22 protein-coding genes are annotated in these 18716 nt (G+C 70.9%); 10 read left to right on the top strand and 12 right to left on the bottom strand.

Annotation, left to right across the window (positions count from 1 at the left end; translation table 11 throughout):
• Positions 1-22: 22 nt before the first annotated feature.
• The 5 genes from CFN78_RS15065 to CFN78_RS15045 all read left to right on the top strand — a co-directional run bounded on the left by CFN78_RS15065 (position 23) and on the right by CFN78_RS15045 (position 4336).
• Positions 23-1180, top strand: a complete 1158-nt coding sequence (locus tag CFN78_RS15065) for an acyl-CoA dehydrogenase family protein (protein ID WP_094863423.1) — start codon at positions 23-25, stop codon at positions 1178-1180.
• 16 nt (positions 1181-1196) lie between these two features.
• Positions 1197-2030 carry an SDR family oxidoreductase gene (locus tag CFN78_RS15060; protein WP_094863422.1) on the top strand — a complete coding sequence of 278 codons (834 nt, stop codon included), beginning with the start codon at positions 1197-1199 and terminating at the stop codon, positions 2028-2030.
• Complete coding sequence (locus CFN78_RS15055) at positions 2030-2662, top strand: TetR/AcrR family transcriptional regulator (RefSeq protein ID WP_094863594.1); 633 nt, start codon at positions 2030-2032, stop codon at positions 2660-2662. Before CFN78_RS15060 ends, CFN78_RS15055 begins: the two co-directional genes overlap by 1 nt.
• A 41-nt stretch (positions 2663-2703) precedes the next feature.
• Positions 2704-2964, top strand: coding sequence for a hypothetical protein (locus tag CFN78_RS15050; RefSeq protein ID WP_094863421.1), 261 nt, complete (start codon positions 2704-2706; stop codon positions 2962-2964).
• Between the two features lie 172 nt (positions 2965-3136).
• The gene (locus tag CFN78_RS15045; protein WP_165777563.1) at positions 3137-4336 is read left to right on the top strand and encodes a YbfB/YjiJ family MFS transporter; all 1200 of its coding nucleotides are present in this window, start codon (positions 3137-3139) and stop codon (positions 4334-4336) included.
• Here the strand turns inward: CFN78_RS15045 and CFN78_RS15040 are convergent.
• Together CFN78_RS15040 and CFN78_RS15035 are read right to left on the bottom strand one after the other, a co-directional pair.
• Positions 4309-4788: a nucleoside deaminase gene (locus CFN78_RS15040; RefSeq protein ID WP_240519464.1), complete on the bottom strand. Its 480-nt coding sequence runs from the start codon at positions 4786-4788 to the stop codon at positions 4309-4311. The two genes, CFN78_RS15045 and CFN78_RS15040, sit on opposite strands and share 28 nt — an antisense overlap.
• Before the next feature lie 39 nt (positions 4789-4827).
• The gene (locus tag CFN78_RS15035) at positions 4828-5442 is read right to left on the bottom strand and encodes a TetR/AcrR family transcriptional regulator (protein WP_094863419.1); all 615 of its coding nucleotides are present in this window, start codon (positions 5440-5442) and stop codon (positions 4828-4830) included.
• A gap of 47 nt (positions 5443-5489) precedes the next feature.
• Between CFN78_RS15035 and CFN78_RS15030 the strand changes: the two genes are divergently transcribed.
• Genes CFN78_RS15030 through cutA form a run of 3 tightly spaced genes read left to right on the top strand, consistent with a single transcriptional unit; the run spans position 5490 to position 7400 of the window.
• Positions 5490-6242, top strand: a complete 753-nt coding sequence (locus tag CFN78_RS15030) for an SDR family oxidoreductase (RefSeq protein WP_094863418.1) — start codon at positions 5490-5492, stop codon at positions 6240-6242.
• Positions 6239-7024: an SDR family oxidoreductase gene (locus CFN78_RS15025; RefSeq protein WP_094863417.1), complete on the top strand. Its 786-nt coding sequence runs from the start codon at positions 6239-6241 to the stop codon at positions 7022-7024. The genes CFN78_RS15030 and CFN78_RS15025 overlap by 4 nt, the downstream gene beginning before the upstream one ends.
• Before the next feature lie 55 nt (positions 7025-7079).
• Complete coding sequence (cutA, locus tag CFN78_RS15020) at positions 7080-7400, top strand: divalent-cation tolerance protein CutA (RefSeq protein ID WP_094863416.1); 321 nt, start codon at positions 7080-7082, stop codon at positions 7398-7400.
• Positions 7401-7445: 45 nt separating this feature from the next.
• Here cutA and CFN78_RS15015 read toward each other — a convergent pair whose 3' ends face one another.
• From CFN78_RS15015 to CFN78_RS14980, 8 genes are all read right to left on the bottom strand, one after another.
• Complete coding sequence (locus tag CFN78_RS15015) at positions 7446-8591, bottom strand: acyl-CoA dehydrogenase family protein (protein ID WP_094863415.1); 1146 nt, start codon at positions 8589-8591, stop codon at positions 7446-7448.
• Positions 8588-9775, bottom strand: a complete 1188-nt coding sequence (locus CFN78_RS15010; protein WP_094863414.1) for an acyl-CoA dehydrogenase family protein — start codon at positions 9773-9775, stop codon at positions 8588-8590. Before CFN78_RS15010 ends, CFN78_RS15015 begins: the two co-directional genes overlap by 4 nt.
• Positions 9772-11001: an acyl-CoA dehydrogenase family protein gene (locus CFN78_RS15005; RefSeq protein WP_094863413.1), complete on the bottom strand. Its 1230-nt coding sequence runs from the start codon at positions 10999-11001 to the stop codon at positions 9772-9774. The genes CFN78_RS15010 and CFN78_RS15005 overlap by 4 nt, the downstream gene beginning before the upstream one ends.
• Before the next feature lie 64 nt (positions 11002-11065).
• Positions 11066-11518, bottom strand: coding sequence for a MaoC family dehydratase (locus CFN78_RS15000; protein ID WP_094863412.1), 453 nt, complete (start codon positions 11516-11518; stop codon positions 11066-11068).
• 38 nt (positions 11519-11556) lie between these two features.
• A complete protein-coding gene (gene fabG, locus CFN78_RS14995; RefSeq protein WP_094863411.1) occupies positions 11557-12318 on the bottom strand; it encodes a 3-oxoacyl-ACP reductase FabG in 762 nt (253 codons plus the stop codon).
• 61 nt (positions 12319-12379) lie between these two features.
• Positions 12380-13105 (bottom strand): DUF998 domain-containing protein, encoded by a 726-nt coding sequence (locus tag CFN78_RS14990; protein WP_094863410.1) that lies wholly within the window; start codon positions 13103-13105, stop codon positions 12380-12382.
• A 124-nt stretch (positions 13106-13229) separates the two neighbouring features.
• A complete protein-coding gene (locus CFN78_RS14985) occupies positions 13230-13409 on the bottom strand; it encodes a hypothetical protein (RefSeq protein ID WP_094863409.1) in 180 nt (59 codons plus the stop codon).
• A gap of 162 nt (positions 13410-13571) precedes the next feature.
• On the bottom strand, positions 13572-14336 hold the full coding sequence (locus CFN78_RS14980; protein WP_240519463.1) for a thioesterase II family protein: 765 nt from the start codon (positions 14334-14336) through the stop codon (positions 13572-13574).
• A 166-nt stretch (positions 14337-14502) separates the two neighbouring features.
• On the opposite strand from CFN78_RS14980, the gene CFN78_RS14975 reads away from it, so the two are divergent.
• Positions 14503-15603 (top strand): LLM class flavin-dependent oxidoreductase, encoded by a 1101-nt coding sequence (locus CFN78_RS14975; protein WP_094863408.1) that lies wholly within the window; start codon positions 14503-14505, stop codon positions 15601-15603.
• A 542-nt stretch (positions 15604-16145) separates the two neighbouring features.
• Positions 16146-16919, top strand: coding sequence for an ANTAR domain-containing protein (locus CFN78_RS14970; protein WP_420807883.1), 774 nt, complete (start codon positions 16146-16148; stop codon positions 16917-16919).
• Positions 16920-17080: 161 nt separating this feature from the next.
• On the opposite strand, the gene CFN78_RS14965 is transcribed toward CFN78_RS14970, so the two are convergent.
• Both CFN78_RS14965 and CFN78_RS14960 read right to left on the bottom strand, forming a co-directional pair.
• A complete protein-coding gene (locus CFN78_RS14965) occupies positions 17081-17290 on the bottom strand; it encodes a DUF2795 domain-containing protein (protein ID WP_094863407.1) in 210 nt (69 codons plus the stop codon).
• Positions 17287-18645: an NAD(P)/FAD-dependent oxidoreductase gene (locus CFN78_RS14960; RefSeq protein ID WP_094863406.1), complete on the bottom strand. Its 1359-nt coding sequence runs from the start codon at positions 18643-18645 to the stop codon at positions 17287-17289. The genes CFN78_RS14965 and CFN78_RS14960 overlap by 4 nt, the downstream gene beginning before the upstream one ends.
• Between the last annotated feature and the right edge of the window lie 71 nt (positions 18646-18716).

Raw genomic sequence — 18716 nt, 5'->3', positions numbered from 1 at the left:
TGCCCCGACACAGGAGGACGCCATGAACTTCACCGAATCCGAGGAGCGGGTCGCGCTGCGCAAGGCCGTCGCGGAACTCGGTGCCGCCTACGGCCACGAGTACTACCTGAAGCAGGCCCGTTCGGGTGGCCACACCGACGAACTGTGGGACGAGGCCGGACGCCTGGGGTACCTCGGCGTGTCCGTGCCCGAGGAGTACGGCGGCGGGGGAGCCGGGATCGGAGACCTCGCCGCGGTCTGCGAGGAGTTCTGCGCCGCCGGGACACCGATGCTGCTGATGGTCGTCTCCCCGGCCATCTGCGCCACCGTCATCGCCCGCTACGGCACGCAGGAACAGAAGGAGCGCTGGCTGCCCGGTTTCGCGACCGGCGAGGTGCGCATGTCGTTCGCCATCACCGAGCCCGACGCGGGATCGAACTCGCACAAGATCACCACCACCGCCCGCCGCGACGGCTCGGACTGGGTGCTGGGCGGGCGCAAGGTCTACATCTCCGGTGTGGACGAGGCAGACGCCGTGCTCGTCGTCGGCCGCACCGAGGACGCGCGTACCGGCAAGCTCAAGCCCGCGCTGTTCATCGTGCCCACCGACGCTCCCGGTGTCGAGTACTCGCGGATCGAGATGGACCTGGTCTCCGCCGACAGCCAGTTCAGCCTGTTCCTCGACGACGTCCGGCTGCCGGGCGACGCACTGGTCGGGTCCGAGGACGCCGCGATCGCCCAACTCTTCGCCGGGCTCAACCCGGAACGCATCATGGGCGCCTCGTTCTCCGTCGGCGTGGCCCGCTACGCCCTGGACAAAGGGGTGCGGTACGCGAAGGAACGCAGCGTCTGGGGCGCCCCCATCGGCACCCACCAGGGCCTCGCGCACCCGCTCGCGCAGGTGAAGATCGAGGTCGAACTGGCGAAGCTGATGGCACAGAAGGCCGCCGCGCTCTACGACTCCGGCGACGACTTCGGAGCGGGTGAGGCGGCCAACATGGCCAAGTACGCCGGAGCCGAGGCGGCCGTCCATGCGGTGGACCAGTCGGTACAGGTGCACGGTGGCAACGGCATGGCCAGTGAGTACGGCCTCGGCACGCTGCTGGGAGCGGTGCGTGTCGGCCGGATCGCACCGGTGAGCCGTGAGATGGTGCTGAACTTCGTCGCACAGCACAGTCTCGGGTTGCCCAAGTCCTACTGAGAAGGAGACAACGAACGTGAGTTCACTGGCAGGCAAGACGATCATCATGTCCGGCGGCAGCCGGGGCATCGGCGAGGCCATCGCACTGCGTGCCGCCCGGGACGGGGCGAACGTCACCCTCATCGCGAAGACGGCCGAGCCGCACCCGAAGTTGCCCGGCACCATTCACACGGCGGCGGCCGCCATCGAGGAGGCGGGTGGGCAGGCGCTGCCGATCGTCGGCGACATCCGGGACGACGCCTCGGTCGAGGCCGCCGTCGCACGGACCGTGGAGCGCTTCGGCGGCATCGACATCGTGGTGAACAACGCGAGCGCCATCGACCTGACGCCCACCGAGGCGATCTCGATGAAGCGCTACGACCTGATGCAGGACATCAACGCGCGCGGTTCCTTCCTGCTGGCCAAGTCCGCGATCCCGCACCTGCGGGCGGCCGAGAACGCGCACGTGCTGACCCTGTCGCCGCCGATCAGCCTCGACCCCAAGTGGTTCGCGATGGGCCACCTGGCCTACAGCATCGCGAAGTACTCGATGAGCCTGGTGACGGTGGGGCTGGCCGCGGAACTCGCGAGCGACGGCATCGCCGCGAACTCCCTGTGGCCGCGCACCACCATCGACACCGCCGCCGTGCGCAACGTGATCAGCGCCGAGATGGCGAACCGCTCGCGTACGCCGGAGATCATGGCCGACGCGGCGCACGCGATCCTGACCAAGCCCAGCCGCGAGGTCACCGGGAACTTCTTCATCGACGACGTGGTACTCGCCGGTGAGGGTGTCACGGACTTCGCGAAGTACCGGCTGTGCGAGAAGGAAGAGGACCTGCAGCTCGACTTCTGGGTCGAACCGGCCTGATCGTGCGCGAGCCACGACAGGAACGCAGCCGGACGACACGGCGGCGGCTGCTCGAAGCGGCCGTCGAGTGCATCGTCGAGCTGGGCTGGACCGGCACCACCGTCGCGCTCATCGCCGAGCGCGCCGGGGTGTCGCGTGGCGCCGCGCAGCACCACTTCCCGACCAGGGAGGACATGGTCTCCGGTGCGGTCGAGTACCTCGCCGAAGTGCAGATCGCGGAGCTGCGCTCGCGCGCGTCGGAGCTGCCTGCCGGCTCGGCGCGCACCCAGTCCATTGTGGACATGCTGCTGAACCTGTACAGCGGCCGGATGTTCCGCGCCGCCCTGCATGTCTGGGTGGCGGCCTCCACCGACGAGAACCTGCGCGCGACGCTTGCCCCACTGGAGGCGCGGGTCGGCAGGGAGGCGCACCGGGTGGCCGTGGAACTACTCGGTGTCAACGAATCCGACGCCGGCGCCAGGGAAACCGTGCAGGCGACCCTGGACCTCGCGCGTGGCCTGGGACTGGCGAATCTGCTCAGCGACGACACGAAACGCCGCGCGCAGATCGCGCGGCAGTGGGCCAGACTGCTCGAACCCACCCTTCCGGCCGTCCAGAAGAATGGAACCCCAGGCGTCACGATACCGTCGTAGATGTGTCTCTCATTACAGAGACTCATGGAAGGGGCAAGACGGTGTCCGGACATACGGTCGAACTCTCACATCGCGCGATGGCCCTGCTGCGCGCGGTAGCCGCGCAGCGGGTGCACATGTCGTGCAGCTGCGAGCCCGACCTCTTCATCGACGGTGTGGCCTGCTGCGACCAGATGACGGCGCACGAGCTCGCACGCAACGGTTTCATCCGCCCGACGGTCATCGGTGTGGTGGGAAAGCGAGTACCCGCGGAGCTGACCGACGCGGGCCGCGCGGCACTCACCGAGCGTCCCGCGGCCTGAGCCGTTCGGCGCCGAACCGTGCGGTGACCGGACTCGCCCCGACGCGGGCACCGTCCGTGCCCGGCCAACCCCGTTCCGTCGCGCGGGCGCTCTTCTCGTCACCACGGTGAGGCCTCGCACACCGCACGTCGAAGTGATGGTCTCCCGGGCCCGAAGGTGTTACCAAGCAGTCATGGGTACATCGGCGTCACCGCGCCCGGATGTGGAACCGGGACCGTTGCGCGCCGCCGCAGGACTGATGCTCGGCCCCGCCGTCGCGCTCGGTCTCGGCCGTTTCGCCTACGCCCTCGTGCTGCCGGACATGCGCGCCGACCTGTCCTGGTCCTTCGCCACCGCGGGCACGATGAACACCGCCAACGCACTGGGATACCTGGTCGGCGCGCTCGTGGCGGCCCGGTCGGCCCGCCGGTTCGGTGAGCGCCGGATGTTCCTGCTGAGCCTGCTGGTGACCGCCCTGCTGCTGGCGGCCTCCGCGCTGACCGGCGCGAGCGCCGCGGTCTTCCTGCTCCGGCTGGGCGCGGGCGCCGCCGGCGCAGTGAGTTTCGTCGTCGGCGGCGGTCTCGTCGCGCGTGCCGGGCGGGACAGCACCGACCGGACCGCCACCCTGGCGCTGGGCGTGTACTTCGCCGGCGGCGGCGCGGGAATCCTGCTCTCCGGTCTGGTGGTGCCCGTGGTGCTCCACGCCGGTGGCTGGCGGGCGGCCTGGGCGGTGATCGGCGCGCTGTCGGCACTGGCCGTGCTCGCGGTCGTCCCGGTCGTCCGTCGCCTGCGGCAGTCCGCCCCCGGTGGGCGGGACCTCGCGGCCGCTCCGGCGGAGCTGCGTCCCCTGATCGCGCTCGCCACCTGTTACGGACTCTTCGGCGCGGGCTACATCGCCTACATGACGTTCATCATCGCCCTGCTGGAATCCTCCGGTGCCGAACCCGGTCAGGTCACGGCATTCTGGGTGCTGCTGGGCGGGGCGGCGGCCGGGGCCGGGTTCGCCTGGAACACCGTGCTCGCCCGCCTGCGTCCGGGGTACGGCACTGCCCTCGTGCTCGCCGTGCTGACGACCGGGGCGGCGATTCCGGTGGTGTGGACCGGCACGGCCGGTTTCGCGGTCTCCGCCGTGCTCTTCGGCGGCTCGTTCCTCACCGTGGTCACGGCGGTCACCGGCTCGGTGCGCCGGGTGCTGCCCACCGATCGCTGGACCGGCGCCATCGGAGCGCTGACGGTGGTGTTCGCACTGGGGCAGTGCGCCGGTCCGTTGCTGTCCGGGGCGCTGTCCGACGGTCACGGAGGGGTGTCCGCCGGTCTCACGATCGGTGCGGCGCTGCTCGCGATCGCGTCCGTGCTCGCGTTCGTTCAGGGACTGCGGCGCACCGCGGACTGAGCCTCACCGGGCGGCCCGCCGATGTCCTCGAACCACAATTCCGGCGCCGCGCTCACGAAGCCCGCCAGCAGGTCCGTGCACGCCTCGTCGTCGAGCACGGTGACCTCCACACCGAGTCCGGCCAGCCAGTCGTGGCCGCCGTGGAAGGTCCGCGACTCGCCGATCACCAGCCGGGAGATGCCGAACTGCCGGACGAGTCCGCTGCAGTACCAGCACGGCGACAGGGTGGTGACCATCGTCGTGTCACGGTAGTGCGGCCGCCGCCCCGCCGCGCGGAACGCGGCCGTCTCGGCATGGGTGGACGGATCGTCGTCCTGGATCCGGCGGTTGCGCCCGCGGCCGAGCAGCGTCCCGTCGTGGTGGAACAGCGCGGCGCCGATCGGCACGCCGCCCTCGGCCCCTCCCCGCACGGCCTCCTCGTACGCGATGGCCAGCATCGCCTCCGCTCGCATGGCCCCACTCTCGGGTGGCGGGACCGGCCGCGCAACCCGTCAGGCCTCCGGAACGCCCAGCATGCGCAGCGCGAGCGCCGCGTACTGCCTGCCCAGTGTCGCCGGCGCGGTCCTGGTGCGATCGGTGTACCAGCGGGCGACGTCGATACCCAGCGACAGCAGCGCCCGGGTCGCGGTCGCCGGATCGTCCACCCGGAACGAACCGTCGGCCGCACCGGCCGCCACCACGTCCCGGACCGCACGCTCGATCCGCCTGCGCAGGCCCGCGATGACGGCGAACTCCTCCGGCGGCAGCGCGTGCAGCTCGTACTGGACGACGCGCGCGACCGTGTGCCTGCGGGCATGCCAGGCGACGAAGTCGGTCACCAGTTCGCGCACCGACTCCACCGGGGTACCGCCCCGTTCGATGGCCCGCTGGGTCACCCGCAGCGTCTGCTCGTGCCCGCTGCGGCTGATCTCGAACAGCAAAGCCGCCTTGGAGGGAAAGTGGACGTACAGGGCGGCGGGACTCATCCCGGCCTTGGTGGCGATGTCCCGGGTGGTCGTGGCGTGGAAACCGCGGCCCGCGAACGACTCGACACCGGCGAGCATGAGCCTGCGGGCGGCGTCCGGCGACACGTCGGGCCACAGCTCTGCTGACAGGGACGGGGTCACAGTGGCATTGTAAGCGAGCGCTTAGTCCGAAGAGGAGGCCGACAGCAATGAATTCGTTCGAGAACAAGGTCGCCGTCGTCACCGGTGCCAGTCGCGGTATCGGCCTGGCGATAGCCGAGGAGCTGGTCCGGCAGGGCGCCAGGGTGTGCATCACCGCGCGCAACCCGGAACCGCTGGCGGAGGCCGTCACCCGGCTCGGTGGCCCGGACGTCGCCCTCGGCGTGCCGGGGAAGGCCGACGACGCCGAGCACCAGGCGGAGGTCGTGGCCCGGACCGTCGAGACCTTCGGCAGCCTCGACCTGCTCGTCAACAACACGGGCATCAACCCGGCATACGGGCCGACCCTGGACATCGACGACGGGCTCGCCGCCAAGATCATGGCGGTCAACGTGCTGGCCCCGCTGGCCTGGATCCGGCGCTGCCGCGACGCCTGGATGGGTGAACACGGCGGATCGGTGGTGAACGTCTCCTCCATCGCCGGGATCCGTGCCTCACCGGGCATCGGGATGTACGGCGTCAGCAAGGCCGCACTGCTGCGCCTGACCCTGGAACTGGCCACCGAGCTGGGACCGGGCATCCGGGTGAACGCCGTCGCCCCCGCCGTGGTGAAGACGCAGTTCGCCACCGCGCTGTACGAAGGCCGCGAGGAGGAGGTCTCTGCCGCCTACCCGATGAAACGGCTGGGCGTGCCGGAGGACGTCGCCGGCGCGGTCGCCTTCCTGCTGTCCGGCCAGGCCGGCTGGATCACCGGGCAGACCATCGTCCTCGACGGTGGCGTGACCGCAGGCGGTGGCCTGTGAGCACCACGCTGGACGGTGCCGGCGTCGTCGTCACCGGAGCCGGCGGCGGCATCGGTGCGGCCCTCGCCCGCCGGTTCCAGGCCGAGGGCGCGCGAGTCCTGCTGTCCGATGTGGACGCCGATGCCGTCGCCGCCGTCGCCACCGAACTCGGCGCGCCGTCGGTGGTGGCCGACGCCGCGAGCGAGGAGGGCATCGCCGCGCTGCTCGCCCGTGCCCGCGCCGAACTCGGTCAGGTCGACCTCTACTGCGCCAACGCGGGAATCGCCCCGCACGGCGGGCCCGAGGCGCCCGAGGACGTCTGGGCGGCGGCCTGGGACGTCAACGTCATGGCGCACGTCCGCGCGGCCCGCGCTCTGCTGCCCGGCTGGCTGGAGCGGGGGAGCGGGCACTTCCTCGCCACGGTGTCGGCCGCCGGGCTGCTCACCAGCCTCGGCTCGGCCCCGTACTCGGTGACCAAGCACGGGGCGCTGGCGTTCGCGGAATGGCTCTCGGCGACGTACCGGCACAGGGGCATCACCGTCCAGGCCATCTGCCCGCAGGGGGTGCGTACCCGGATGCTCGCCGACACCGGCGCCGCGGGCGACCTGGTGATGGGCGCGACCGCGATCGAACCGGACCAGGTCGCCGAATCGGTGCTGGAAGCCATGGCGGACAACAGGTTCCTGATTCTGCCGCACGCGGAGGTGGCGGAGTACTACGCGCACCGCGCGACCCAGAACGACCGGTGGCTGGGCGGGATGAACAAACTCCAGCGCAAGATCGAGGAGGCCACCGGCGGCTGAGCCTGCCCCCGCGGCGCACCGCGCCGGACGGGCGGGCGTCTCGTAGGATCCGGCGATGTCCGTCGATCAGATCATCGTCACGTCCACCACCGGCAGCGAGGAGGTGGCGGGCCGTCTCGCCACCGGGGCGATCGAAGCGGGACTCGCCGCGTGCGCCCAGGTGTCCGGCCCGATCACCAGCGTCTTCCGCTGGGAGGACGAGGTGCGGACCGAACGGGAGTGGCGGGTCGAACTCAAGACCGCGGGCGACCGGCTCCGCCCGCTGATCGAGTTCCTCGAGGGCGAGCACACCTACGAGGTCCCGGAGATCATCGCGACCCCGATCACCGGGGGCAGCGCCGCCTACCTCGCCTGGCTGGTGTCCGAGACCCGTTGACCAGTTCCTCGTCCACGGCACGGGTCTCCGCGGCCGGGCAGGGGGTCACGCCGGCGGAAGGTCGATCAACGTCGCCAGCCTTGCCCGGTGCCGCCCCGGCGTGCCGAGCGCCAACTCGTCGGCCTTGGCACGCTTGAGATACAGGTGCGCGGGATGTTCCCAGGTCATGCCGATGCCACCGTGGAGCTGGACACACTCCTCCGCGGCGTGCACCGCGACACCCGAGCAGTTCGCCTGTGCGAGCGACGCGGCGACCGCGGTGTCGGCCGAGCCCGAGGCGAGGCAGTCGGCCACGTAGCGGGCCGCGGCCCTCGCGGATACCACTTCCAGCCACAGATCGGCGAGCCGGTGCTTCAACGCCTGGAACGAGCCCACCGGGCGGCCGAACTGGTATCGCTGCTTGAGATAGCCGACCGTCTCGTCCAGGCACCACTCGGCAAGGCCGAGCTGCTCGGAGGCGAGCACGGCGGCTCCCGCGGTGAGTGCGGCGTCGACCGCGGTGGACGCGCGGTCCTGCCCGGCGAGCAGTGCGCCCTGGACACCGTCGAGAGCGATGTCGGCAGGCGGGCGGGTCAGGTCCAGCGGGACGAACGGCGTGACGGTGACACCGGGCGTGCCGGCCTCGACGGCGTAGAGCGCGGGCCCGTCGGGGCCGAGTGCGGGCACGATCAGCACCTCGGCGACCGCGGCGTCGGCGACCGCCCCGACGCTTCCGGTCAGCGCCCCGTCCTCGTCGACGGTGACGCCGCCGGGAAACGCCTCACCCGGCAGCGCGGTCAGCGGCACGGCCAGCGCGCCGGCCGCCCGCCCGGAGGCGAGCCGGGCGAGCAGCTCGGCCGCGGCGCCGCTCTCACCTGCCGACAGCAGCGCCGAGGTCGCCAGCACGGCGCTGCCCAAAAACGGCACCGGTGCCAGGCTGCGGCCGAGTTCCTCGGCCACCACGGCCGTCTCCCGGGCGGACGCCCCGTGCCCGCCCGCCGCTTCGGGCACCATCAGCCCGGCGATCCCGACGTCGGCGGCCAGTGTGCGCCACAGGTCGAGGTCGTAGGGCTGGTCGCTCTCGCACCGGGCGAGCAGCGCGGCGGGAGCGCAGCGATCGGCCAGCAGGTCGGCCACACTCGCCCGCAGGTCGGTCTCGACCTCGGTGTAGAGCAGGTCCGGCGGGTGCGACGCGGGCTCGGTGACGGTCATCGGGGCAGGTCCTTCCACGCGACGTCCTTGTCCACCCGGGGTTCCGAGGGCAGTCCGAGCACCCGTTCGGCGATGATGTTGCGCAGTACCTCCGAGGTGCCGCCCTCGATGGAGTTGCCCTTGGCCCGCAGGTAGCGGTATCCGGCGTCCCGGCCGGTGAAGTCCACGATCTCCGGTCTGCGCATCGTCCAGTCGTCGTAGCGCAGTCCCCGCTCGCCGCGGAGTTCCACCTCGAGCCCGGAGAGGGCCTGTGCGAGGCGGGCGAACGCGAGCTTCATCCCCGAACCCTCCGGTCCGGGTTTGCCCACCGCGAGCTGCTGCCGGAGCCGGGTTCCCGCCAGGCGCATCGACTCGCCGTCGACCCACAGCCGCAGCAACCGGTCGTGCAGCTCCGCGGTACGCAGGCCGGGGTTGTCGCGCCACGTCCCGGCGACGATGCCGAGCATGCCGCCCTCACGGGGCTGGGCGTTGCCGCCGATCGCCACCCGTTCGTTCATCAGGGTGGTCTGGGCGACGCCCCAGCCCGCGCCTATCTCACCGAGCCGATGGGCGTCCGGGATCCGGACGCCCTCCAGGAACACCTCGTTGAACTCGGCCTCGCCGGTGAGCTGGCGCAGCGGGCGCACCTCGACGCCGGGCGCGCTCATGTCGCAGACGAAGTAGGTCATGCCACGGTGCTTCGGGACGTCCGGATCCGTGCGGGTGACCAGGATGGCCCAGCGGGCCGTGTGCGCGCTGGAGGTCCACACCTTCTGCCCGGTGACGATCCAGTCGTCGCCGTCACGCACCGCACGGGTGCCGAGCGCGGCGAGATCCGACCCCGCGCCCGGTTCGCTGAAGAGCTGGCACCACACCTCCTCGCCTGTCCACAGTGGACGGAGGAAGCGTTCCTTCAGTTCGGGTCCGCCGAACTGGAGGATCGTCGGTGCCGCCATCCCGAGGCCGATCCCGATCCGGCGTGGATCGTTGTCCGGCGCCCCGGCGGACGTCAGTTCGGCGTCCACAACGGACTGCAGCGCGCGGGGAGCGTCCAGCCCGCCCAGTCCCTCCGGGAAGTGCACCCAAGCCAGGCCGGCGTCGAAGCGGGCACGCAGGAACTCCGGGCGCGGCGTCCGCTCCGGGGGGTGCTCGGTGAGCAGGTCCCGGGTGCGGCGGCGCAGGTCGTCCGCGTCGACGGCACTCATCGCCGGCCACCTTCCCTCGGCAGGTAGGCCTTCAGCTCGCGCCGGGCGAGCGACCGTTTGTGCACCTCGTCCGGGCCGTCGGCGAGCCGCAGGGTCCTGGCGTGCGCCCACAGCGAGGCCAGCGGATAGTCCTGGCCGACGCCACCCGCACCGTGCGTCTGGATCGCCTTGTCCAGGATCCACTCCACGGCCAGCGGGGTGGCGATCTTGATGGACTGGATCTCGGTGTGCGCGCCCTGGTTTCCCTTGGTGTCCATCAGCCACGCGGTCTTGAGCACCAGCAGGCGGAGCTGTTCGACCTTGACGCGGGACTCGGCGATCCAGTCCTGCACGATGCCCTGCTGTGCGATCGGCTTGCCGAAGGTGGTGCGGGCCACGGCGCGGGCGCACATCAACTCGATCGCCCGCTCCGCCATCCCGATGAGGCGCATGCAGTGGTGGATGCGTCCCGGGCCGAGCCTGGCCTGCGCGATGGCGAAACCGGAGCCCTCTTCGGCGATCAGGTTCGAGGCGGGCACACGGACGTCGTCGAAAACGATCTCGGCATGCCCGCCGTGGTCGTCGTCCGGGTAGCCGAACACGTGCATTCCCCGCACGATCGTGACACCGGGGGTGTCGCGGGGAACCAGGATCATGCTCTGCTGCCGCCGCGGTTCGCCGTCCGGATCGGTCTTGCCCATCACGATCAGGATCTTGCAGTCCGGGCTCATCGCCCCGGAGATGTAGAACTTGCGGCCGCTGACGACGTAGGAATCCCCGTCCCGGGTGATCCGGGTGCCGATGTTGGACGCGTCCGAGGAAGCGACATCGGGTTCGGTCATCGCGAAGGCGGAGCGGATCTCGCCGCTGAGCAGCGGCGTGAGCCAGCGTTCGCGCTGCGCCTCGCTGCCGAACATCGAGAGCACTTCCATGTTCCCGGTGTCCGGTGCCGCGCAGTTGATCGCGGTCGGCGCGAGGTGCGGACTGCGGCCGGTGATCTCGGCGAGCGGCGCGTACTGCAGGTTCGTCAGCCCCGCCCCGTGCTCGCCGGGCAGGAAGAAGTTCCACAGTCCCCGCTTCCGCGCCTCCGCCTTGAGTTCCTCGACGACCGGCACGCCGGCCCATGGGTCCTCGCGCTCGGCGAGCTGGTCGTGGAACACCCGTTCGGCCGGGTAGACGTGCGAGTCCATGAACGCGGTGAGTCGCTCGCGCAGTTCCTCGGTACGGCTGTCGAACGCGAAGTCCATACGGTTCTCCGGTGGTCGTGCGGCCTGCTGCCGCGGGCGGTGGGAAGCCGGGCGGCTTCCGGGCTCAGGCGGTGAAGCGCGCGACCATCTCGGCGACGCAGGCCGGCTTGTCCGCACCCTCGATCTCGATGGTCCAGCGGACGATGGACTGGGTCGTCTTCCCGGCGTCGCTGACCTCCAGCAGCTCGGCACCGCCGCGGATGCGCGCCCCGACGGGCACCGGACTGGGGAAGCGGACCTTGTTGAGGCCGTAGTTGATGCCCATGGTGACGCCGTCGACCCGATAGATCCCCGCCGCCAGCATCGGGATCAGCGACAGGGTCAGGTATCCGTGGGCGATCGTCCCGCCGAACGGCCCGGCCGCCGCGCGTTCGGCGTCCACGTGGATCCACTGGTGGTCACCGGTCGCGTCGGCGAAGGTGTCCACCTGGTCCTGTGTCACGGTGTGCCAGTCGCTGTGGCCAAGGTGCTCGCCGACAGCGGACTCGAGTTCGTCCAGTCCGGAGAAGACCCTCATTGGTTGCTCCCTCGTGTGTGCGTGCCCGGTGGGGCGGGTCAGTCGGTGGGCCCGCCCGCCACGTACACGACCTGCCCTGAGATGAACGACGAGTCCTCCGAGACGAGGAACGACGCCAGGTTCGCGATGTCCTCCGGCCTGCCGACCCGGCGGACCGGGATCTGCTCGGCCGCGGCCTTCTGGAAGTCCTCGAAGCCCATGCCGACGCGCTCCGCGGTCGCCGCGGTCATGTCGGTGACGATGAAGCCCGGCGCGATGGCGTTCACCGTCACGCCGAACTTGCCCAGCTCGATGGCGAGGGTCTTGGTGAAGCCCTGCATCCCCGCCTTCGCGGCGGAATAGTTCGCCTGACCACGGTTGCCCAGCGCCGAGGTGCTGGACAGGTTCACGATCCGGCCCCACTTCTGGTCGATCATGTGCTTCTGGGCCGCCCGGCTCATCAGGAACGACCCGCGCAGGTGCACGCCGAGCACGGAGTCCCAGTCCTGCTCGGTCATCTTGAAGAGCATGTTGTCCCGGGTGATGCCCGCGTTGTTGACCAGCACGGTGGGCGCGCCGAGTTCCGCGGCGACCCGGTCGACGGCAGCCTCCACGCCGGCGGCGTCGCTGACGTCCAGCCCCACGCCGACGGCCCTGCCACCGGCGGCGGTGATCGCCTCGGCACCCGCGGCACAGGCGGATTCGTCGAGATCGAGCAGGCCCACGGCGAATCCGTCGGACGAGAGCCGCTTCGCGATCGCGGCACCGATACCGCGGGCAGCTCCGGTGACGATCGCGACGCGGGAGTGGGACTCGGACACGGATTTCCTCCTGGGGTCGGCCTGACGGCTAAGCAAGCGCTTAGAAACGTACCGCTAGCCGTCAAGCTTGGGCTGTGACCTGCCTCATGTCCAGCCGGCGCGGCAGGACGGCCGCGATTACCAGGAAACCGACCGCGAGAAGGGCGTTCACCGCCATCAGCCGCTCGACCAGGCCGAGAGGCACGAACCGCCACCAGGCCTCGCCGCCACCCATCATCCGGACGATGCCGATGACGATCGGGACGAACCACAGCAGGGCCGTCACGCCGAGCGCCTGCGCGATCCGCCTGCGGACCGCCGTGTGCGCGAGAACGGTGCGCGCGGCGGCCACGACGGCCAGCGGCAGGCAGACGAACGCGACGATGCTGGCGACCCGGTGGATGTTGCCGCCGATACTCGGTCCGACCGACCAGTTGTGCTTGGGGAAGACGACGATGACCAGCAGGCTCAGCGTCCACAGTCCGCCGAACAGACAGGCCGCAGAGCGGGGGAGGAGCGGGCCCCGGCGGACCAGGCCGAGGAAGACGACCGCCGAGCCGAGGGCGACCAGCAGGACGCCCGCGTCGAACACCCACTTGCTGGTCGTCAGGGCGTACTCGCTGATGGTGCGGCGGATCGGGCTGATGGTGTCGGTCGGCGGGAGCACCTGCAGCGCGGCGACGAGCAGTGCGCCGAGCACGACCGCGGCCAGGCCCAGCAGGGGCAGCGTGGACGGCCGTGCGGCGTCGGCGGGTGCGAGCGAGGGGACATCCGGGTGTGATCGTGGCGAGGGCGGGGCGGGCGGCATCGGTCTCCTTCCGGGATGTCCGATTCTGCCGTCCCGCAGGTGAGGCAAAAGTGAACCGCCCGGGGTGGCCGCCGCACTACGGGCCCCCGCCCGGCGGGAACTTGCCGCCGGTACCCGGCAGGGGTCAGCGCGCCGGGCGGATCGGCAGGGCGGTGATCCTGGCCAGCAGCCGGTCGCGCTCCGCGGTGCTCATCAGACCGGCCTGTGCGAGGCGGCGCAGGCCGCGCTTGATCACCGTGGCGCCCTCGGCACTCCAGTTCGGGCGGGCGGTGGCGGCGGCGGTGGTGTCGAATCTGGTGTTCATGGCAACTCCCGAGGCTGTTCGTCGTCTCTCTTGTAGCTGCCCGATGCACACGGGAAGTAAACGTCGAGCAGGTCGGTGGGCGATTCTCGCGGATCCGCCACCAGCGAGGATCGGTTACGGGCGGCGATAAGGGTAACTCACCGTGATATCGACGGCGGCGTCTCAGGTGTGGCGCGCGGACTCGCGGAGCTGCTCTCCGAGCAGCGTGACGATCGCGTTCCAGTGGTTGTCGAGGTAGAAGTGCCCGCCGCCGAAGGTCTCCAGCCGGTACGCCGCGCTGGTCTCACCTGCCCAGCCCGCCGCGGTCTCGGCCAGCACTCTCGGGTCCGTGTCACCGATCATCGACACGATGGGACAGCGCAGCGGCGGGCCGGGTCGGTAGCGGTAGGTCTCGACGGCCCGGTAGTCGCCGCGGATCGACGGCAGTGCCAGCTTCAGCAGCTCGTCGTACTCGAGGATCCGCTGGTCGGTCCCGGCGAGGGCGCGGACGTCCTCGAGCAGGGTCTCGTCATCGGCGGTGTGCAGGCTCCCGCCGAACGGCGAGGTCGGTGCCCGCATGCCGGAGACGAACAGCGCGTCGACCCGGGCCCCGGCACGCTCCAGTCCCCGGGCGAGTTCGAAGGCCACCAGGGCGCCCATGCTGTGCCCGAAGAGCGCGAGCGGCCGGTCCGCCGCCGCGCGCACGCTGGGCAGCGCCGCCTCGGCGGTGCGGACGATGTCGCCCAGCGGCGGTTCCGCGGAACGGTCCTGGCGGCCCGGGTACTGCACGGCGAGCACCTCGGCGGCGGGCGGCAGTGACCGGGACAGGCGGAAGAAGTAGCCGGCCGCGCCACCGGCGTGCGGAAGGCAGACGAGTCGGGCCGGAGCGTCCGGCGCGGGATGGAACCGCCGGATCCACGGGTCACGGGCGGGCCCGGGCACAGTCACGCGAGGTCCTCTCGACACGGAGCCCGCCACGTGCGCGCCGGGCCCGGCGATCCTATGACTCCCGCCGGATGCGGCCGGAGACGGCGGGGAATACCGCGGATGGGCGAACGGTTGACCGGAAGGTATAGTTGAGCACTCAACTACCAATGCGGAGAGGGGACCTGTCATGCAGTTCGGAGTCTTCACGGTCGGCGACGTGACCACCGACCCGACGACGGGCCACACCCCGTCCGAGGCGGAGCGGATCACGTCGATGGTCACGATCGCGCAGAAGGCCGAGGAGGTCGGGCTGGACGTCTTCGCCACCGGAGAGCACCACAACCCGCCGTTCGTGCCGTCCTCGCCCACGACGATGCTCGGGTACGTAGCCGCCCGCACCCGGCGGATCATTCTGTCCACGTCGACGACGCTGATCACCACCAACGACCCGGTGAAGATCGCCGAGGACTTCGCGATGCTGCAGCATCTCGCCGGTGGCCGCGTCGACCTGATGATGGGCCGCGGCAACACGGCCCCGGTCTACCCGTGGTTCGGCAAGGACATCCGCGACGGCATCCCGCTGGCGCTGGAGAACTACGCCCTGCTGCACCGCCTCTGGCGGGAGGAGTCCGTGGACTGGGACGGGCGCTTCCGCACCCCGCTGCGCTCGTTCACCTCGACGCCCCGGCCTCTCGATGGGCTGCCCCCGTTCGTCTGGCACGGCTCGATCCGCAGCCCGGAGATCGCCGAGCAGGCCGCGTACTACGGCGACGGCTTCTTCGCGAACCACATCTTCTGGCCCAAGGAACACTTCATCCGGCTCGTCGAGCTCTACCGGGCCCGGTTCGAGCACTACGGGCACGGCACGGCAGATCAGGCGACGGTCGGCCTCGGCGGTCAGGTGTTCCTGCGGAAGAACTCGCAGGACGCCGTCCGTGAGTTCCGGCCCTACTTCGACAACGCCCCGGTCTACGGTCACGGCCCCTCGCTGGAGGAGTTCACCGAGCAGACCCCGCTGACGGTCGGTAGCCCGCAGGAGGTCATCGACAAGACGCTCACCTTCCGCGAGCACTTCGGCGACTACCAGCGGCAGCTCTTCCTGCTCGATCACGCCGGACTGCCGCTGACGACGGTCCTCGAGCAGCTCGACCTCCTCGGCGAGGAGGTGATTCCGGTGCTGCGCAAGGAAATGGACGGCATGCGCCCGGCGCGGGTACCGGACGGCCCGACGCACACGGCCCGGTTGGAGACGGCGCGGACGGAGACGGTGCGGGAGAGCGCCGGCTGACCCGGCGAGGTGCGGGCGGCGGCCGCGGGTGCCCGGCCATGACGGGCGGGCACCCGCGGTGCCTTTCGATCAAAGGTCGCGGTCCCGCAACGTGTCCATGATCGCCTCCAATGGTTGTCGCCCCAGTGACAGATAACAGGAAACGCCACCGGCGGCGCCCATGTGACGGTGCTCCCGCGTGACCACTCGAATGGAGCACGCTCTGTCGCCGGCCGGTGACCCGAACCGAGCAGCGATGTGCGGCGTTCGTCGTGATGGTGCGGCGATCGGCGGTTCCGCGTGCGGGCGGCCCCCGGCTCTCGCGGTCTGAGAATCGGGGGCCTGGTGTCCGTGAGCACCCGGGTACCCGCGTCCACCTGTACGCGGTTTACCCCGCGAGCCGGCCGCGCAATCGTGCGGGCGCCGGTGCGACAGGTCACCGCACGGAACGTGACCGAGTCGCCCGGCACTCCGGCGGGCGCGGATGTGGTTGCATGGACTCGATCGCCCCGGCAACGGCCGGGCCGTGCGGGACCGTTCGTCAACCGGGGAGGTCAGCGGAGATGGACTCCGACGCGATGCCGAAAGCGAGAAGCCAGGACGCCGAGGTGTCGCTGCGGCACATCGACGACGTCACCGGGGCGATCGAGTCACTGACGGAGATGCTCGACCGTGCGGACGACCTGCCCGCGATGTTGCGCTGGGTCTGCCAGCACGCCACGGAGGCGGTGCCCGGTGCGGACATGGCGGGAGTGACGCTGTTGCGGGACGGCAAGCCCACGACGGCGGCCATCACCGACGAGACGGTTTCCGAGGTCGACGCCGACCAGTACCGGGTCGGCGACGGGCCCTGCCTGGAGGCGGCGACCACCGGCAAGGTCGTCCGGGTCGATGTCGAGGAGGCACACGAACGCTGGCCCGCCTTCGCCGCGAGTGCTCGCCGGGCCGGAGTGCGCAGTTACCTCGCGGCACCGCTGGTCATCGACAACGTCCACTCCGGGGCGATCAACCTCTACGGGCGCCAGGCGCACGGCTTCTTCGAGGCCGAGGCGGCACTGCTGGAGCTGTACACGACCGCCGTCGAAGCCGGGCTCCGCACAGCCTCGCGTTACCTGGACGCACGGGCGCTCGCCGGGCAGCTCAGAACGGCACTCGAATCCCGTGCCGTCATCGACCAGGCGAAGGGCATCATCATGGCCGCGCGGCGGATCGACGCGGATTCCGCGTTCGCCCTGCTGGTCGAGCAGTCGCAGCGCGAGCAGGTCAAGTTGCGGCTCCTCGCCGAGCGTTTCGTCGCCGGTGTGGCGGGAACGGGCGGCGACGACGTCCCGGGCTAACGCGGGTGCGGTGATTCTCGGGCGACGGGATTCGTGATCGAGGCCGTGGCCGCACGGCAGCGGGACGTCGTCGTGCCGGTGTCGTATCCGGGCTTCCCGCCATCGCCGCCGGCCGTCGCCTCGGCGCGAATACCGCGACCACACCGGTTGCGCGAGAATCCCTAGTCGCCTGCCCTGCCATCCTTGTGTCGCAGCGATTCCCGCACGGCCGCGAGATCGTCGAAGTGATCGCCGGTCAGCGAACCCAGGTGTCCCAGGGTGTCGTCGTCGGCACCGTTGGAGGCCGCGTGCCGCATCAGCGCCTCGCGACGGCACGGGTACTCCATTCCGGAGAGGGCATGCTCCACGGCATCCTGTCCTCGCTCGTTCATCGCGTCTCCTTCCCGGTTCCCGACCGCACTCGGCGGCCGTCGTCCGCCGTGTCCCGCAGGTGCGGGACCTCCGGCGAGGATGTCTCCAGCGGCACGGCCCCGGACCGGACCAGCCCGAGTTGCACCGTCTGCCTGCTGGTGACCGCGTCGAGCGCCCAGTCCACGGCCGTGCGCAACCGGTTTCCGGGCATCGCCAGCAGGTGGTAGCCCCGCGTGACCGCCTTGGCGGGCAGACCGGACAGCGGGATGCGCAACGGGTTCGCCGCCGCGGCACGGGCACCGAGGTCGACGACGAATCCGAGGTCGTGGTGCTTGTACAGACGGGTGTGGCCATACCCCAGTGAGGCCGCGACGTTGCGTCCGGCGAGGGTGCCCTGGCGTCCCGCGTGCTGGGCGGTCATCGCGGTGTACTCGCCCTCGCGGGTCAGGTCCGGTACCGCCGCGGCGTCACCGCAGGCGAACAGTTCGGGGTGGCCGGGAACCCGCAGGTCCGGGTCGACCAGCAACCTGCCCCGGACGGTCTCCAGCCCGACATCGTCGACGAGCGGGTCCGGTCGTACACCGACACACCACACCAGCGTCCGGGTGGGCACCTTCTCGCCCGTGGTGAGGGTGACGCCCTCGGCGGTCGCCTCGTCCACCGAGGTTTCCATGCGCACGTCCACCGCACGCTCGCGCAGAACTCGGTCGGCCGTTCTGGACAGCCTGCGATCGAGTTCCGGCAGCACCCGCGGCGCGACGTCGAGCAGTTGCCAGCGAATCGACTGCCCGTCGAGTTCTCGATGCCTGCGGGCGAGCGAGGCGGTGAAGTCGGGGCCCTGCGCGGCGATCTCGGTACCGGTGTACCCGGCGCCCACGACGACGAAGGTGCAGCGGGCGTCCCGCTCCCGCTGGTCCGTGGTGTCGGCGGCGAGTTCGATCTGCCGGGTGACGTGGTCGCGCAGGTACAGCGCCTCCGGTACCCCGCGGAATCCGTGCCCGTGCTCGGCGACGCCCGGGATGGGCAGCAGTTTGTTCACACTGCCGACGGCGAGTATCAGCCGGTCGTAGTGCAGGGATTTGGTGACGTCCTCCGGGTCGGTGTAGGTCACCGTGTTCCGCGCCGGATCGACCTGCGTCACCTCGCCGAGCGCCAGCCGCACACCGGGGAGGGTCGCGGGCAGCGACACCGACACCCGCCGCGGATCCAGGATGCCCACCGCGACCTCGGGCAGCAGCGGAAGGTAGAGGAAGTAGTCGGTCGGGTTGATCAGCACGATCTCGTGCTCATCGGCGGGCAGGAGCCGGGTGAGCTCCTTCGCCGCGTGGTGGCCGGCGAACCCGCCGCCCACGATCACCACACGCTGTCGCCGCATCGCTGACCTCCTTCACCGGTGATGTGCTCACCCGGGGGCTACCCGTACGGCCGGGGAGAAAACCGCCGTAG

Origin of the sequence: Amycolatopsis antarctica (genome assembly GCF_002262875.1) — a bacterium.
Taxonomy (GTDB): Bacteria; Actinomycetota; Actinomycetes; order Mycobacteriales; family Pseudonocardiaceae; genus Amycolatopsis; species Amycolatopsis antarctica.
This window is presented reverse-complemented; position numbering and strand designations above follow the sequence as displayed.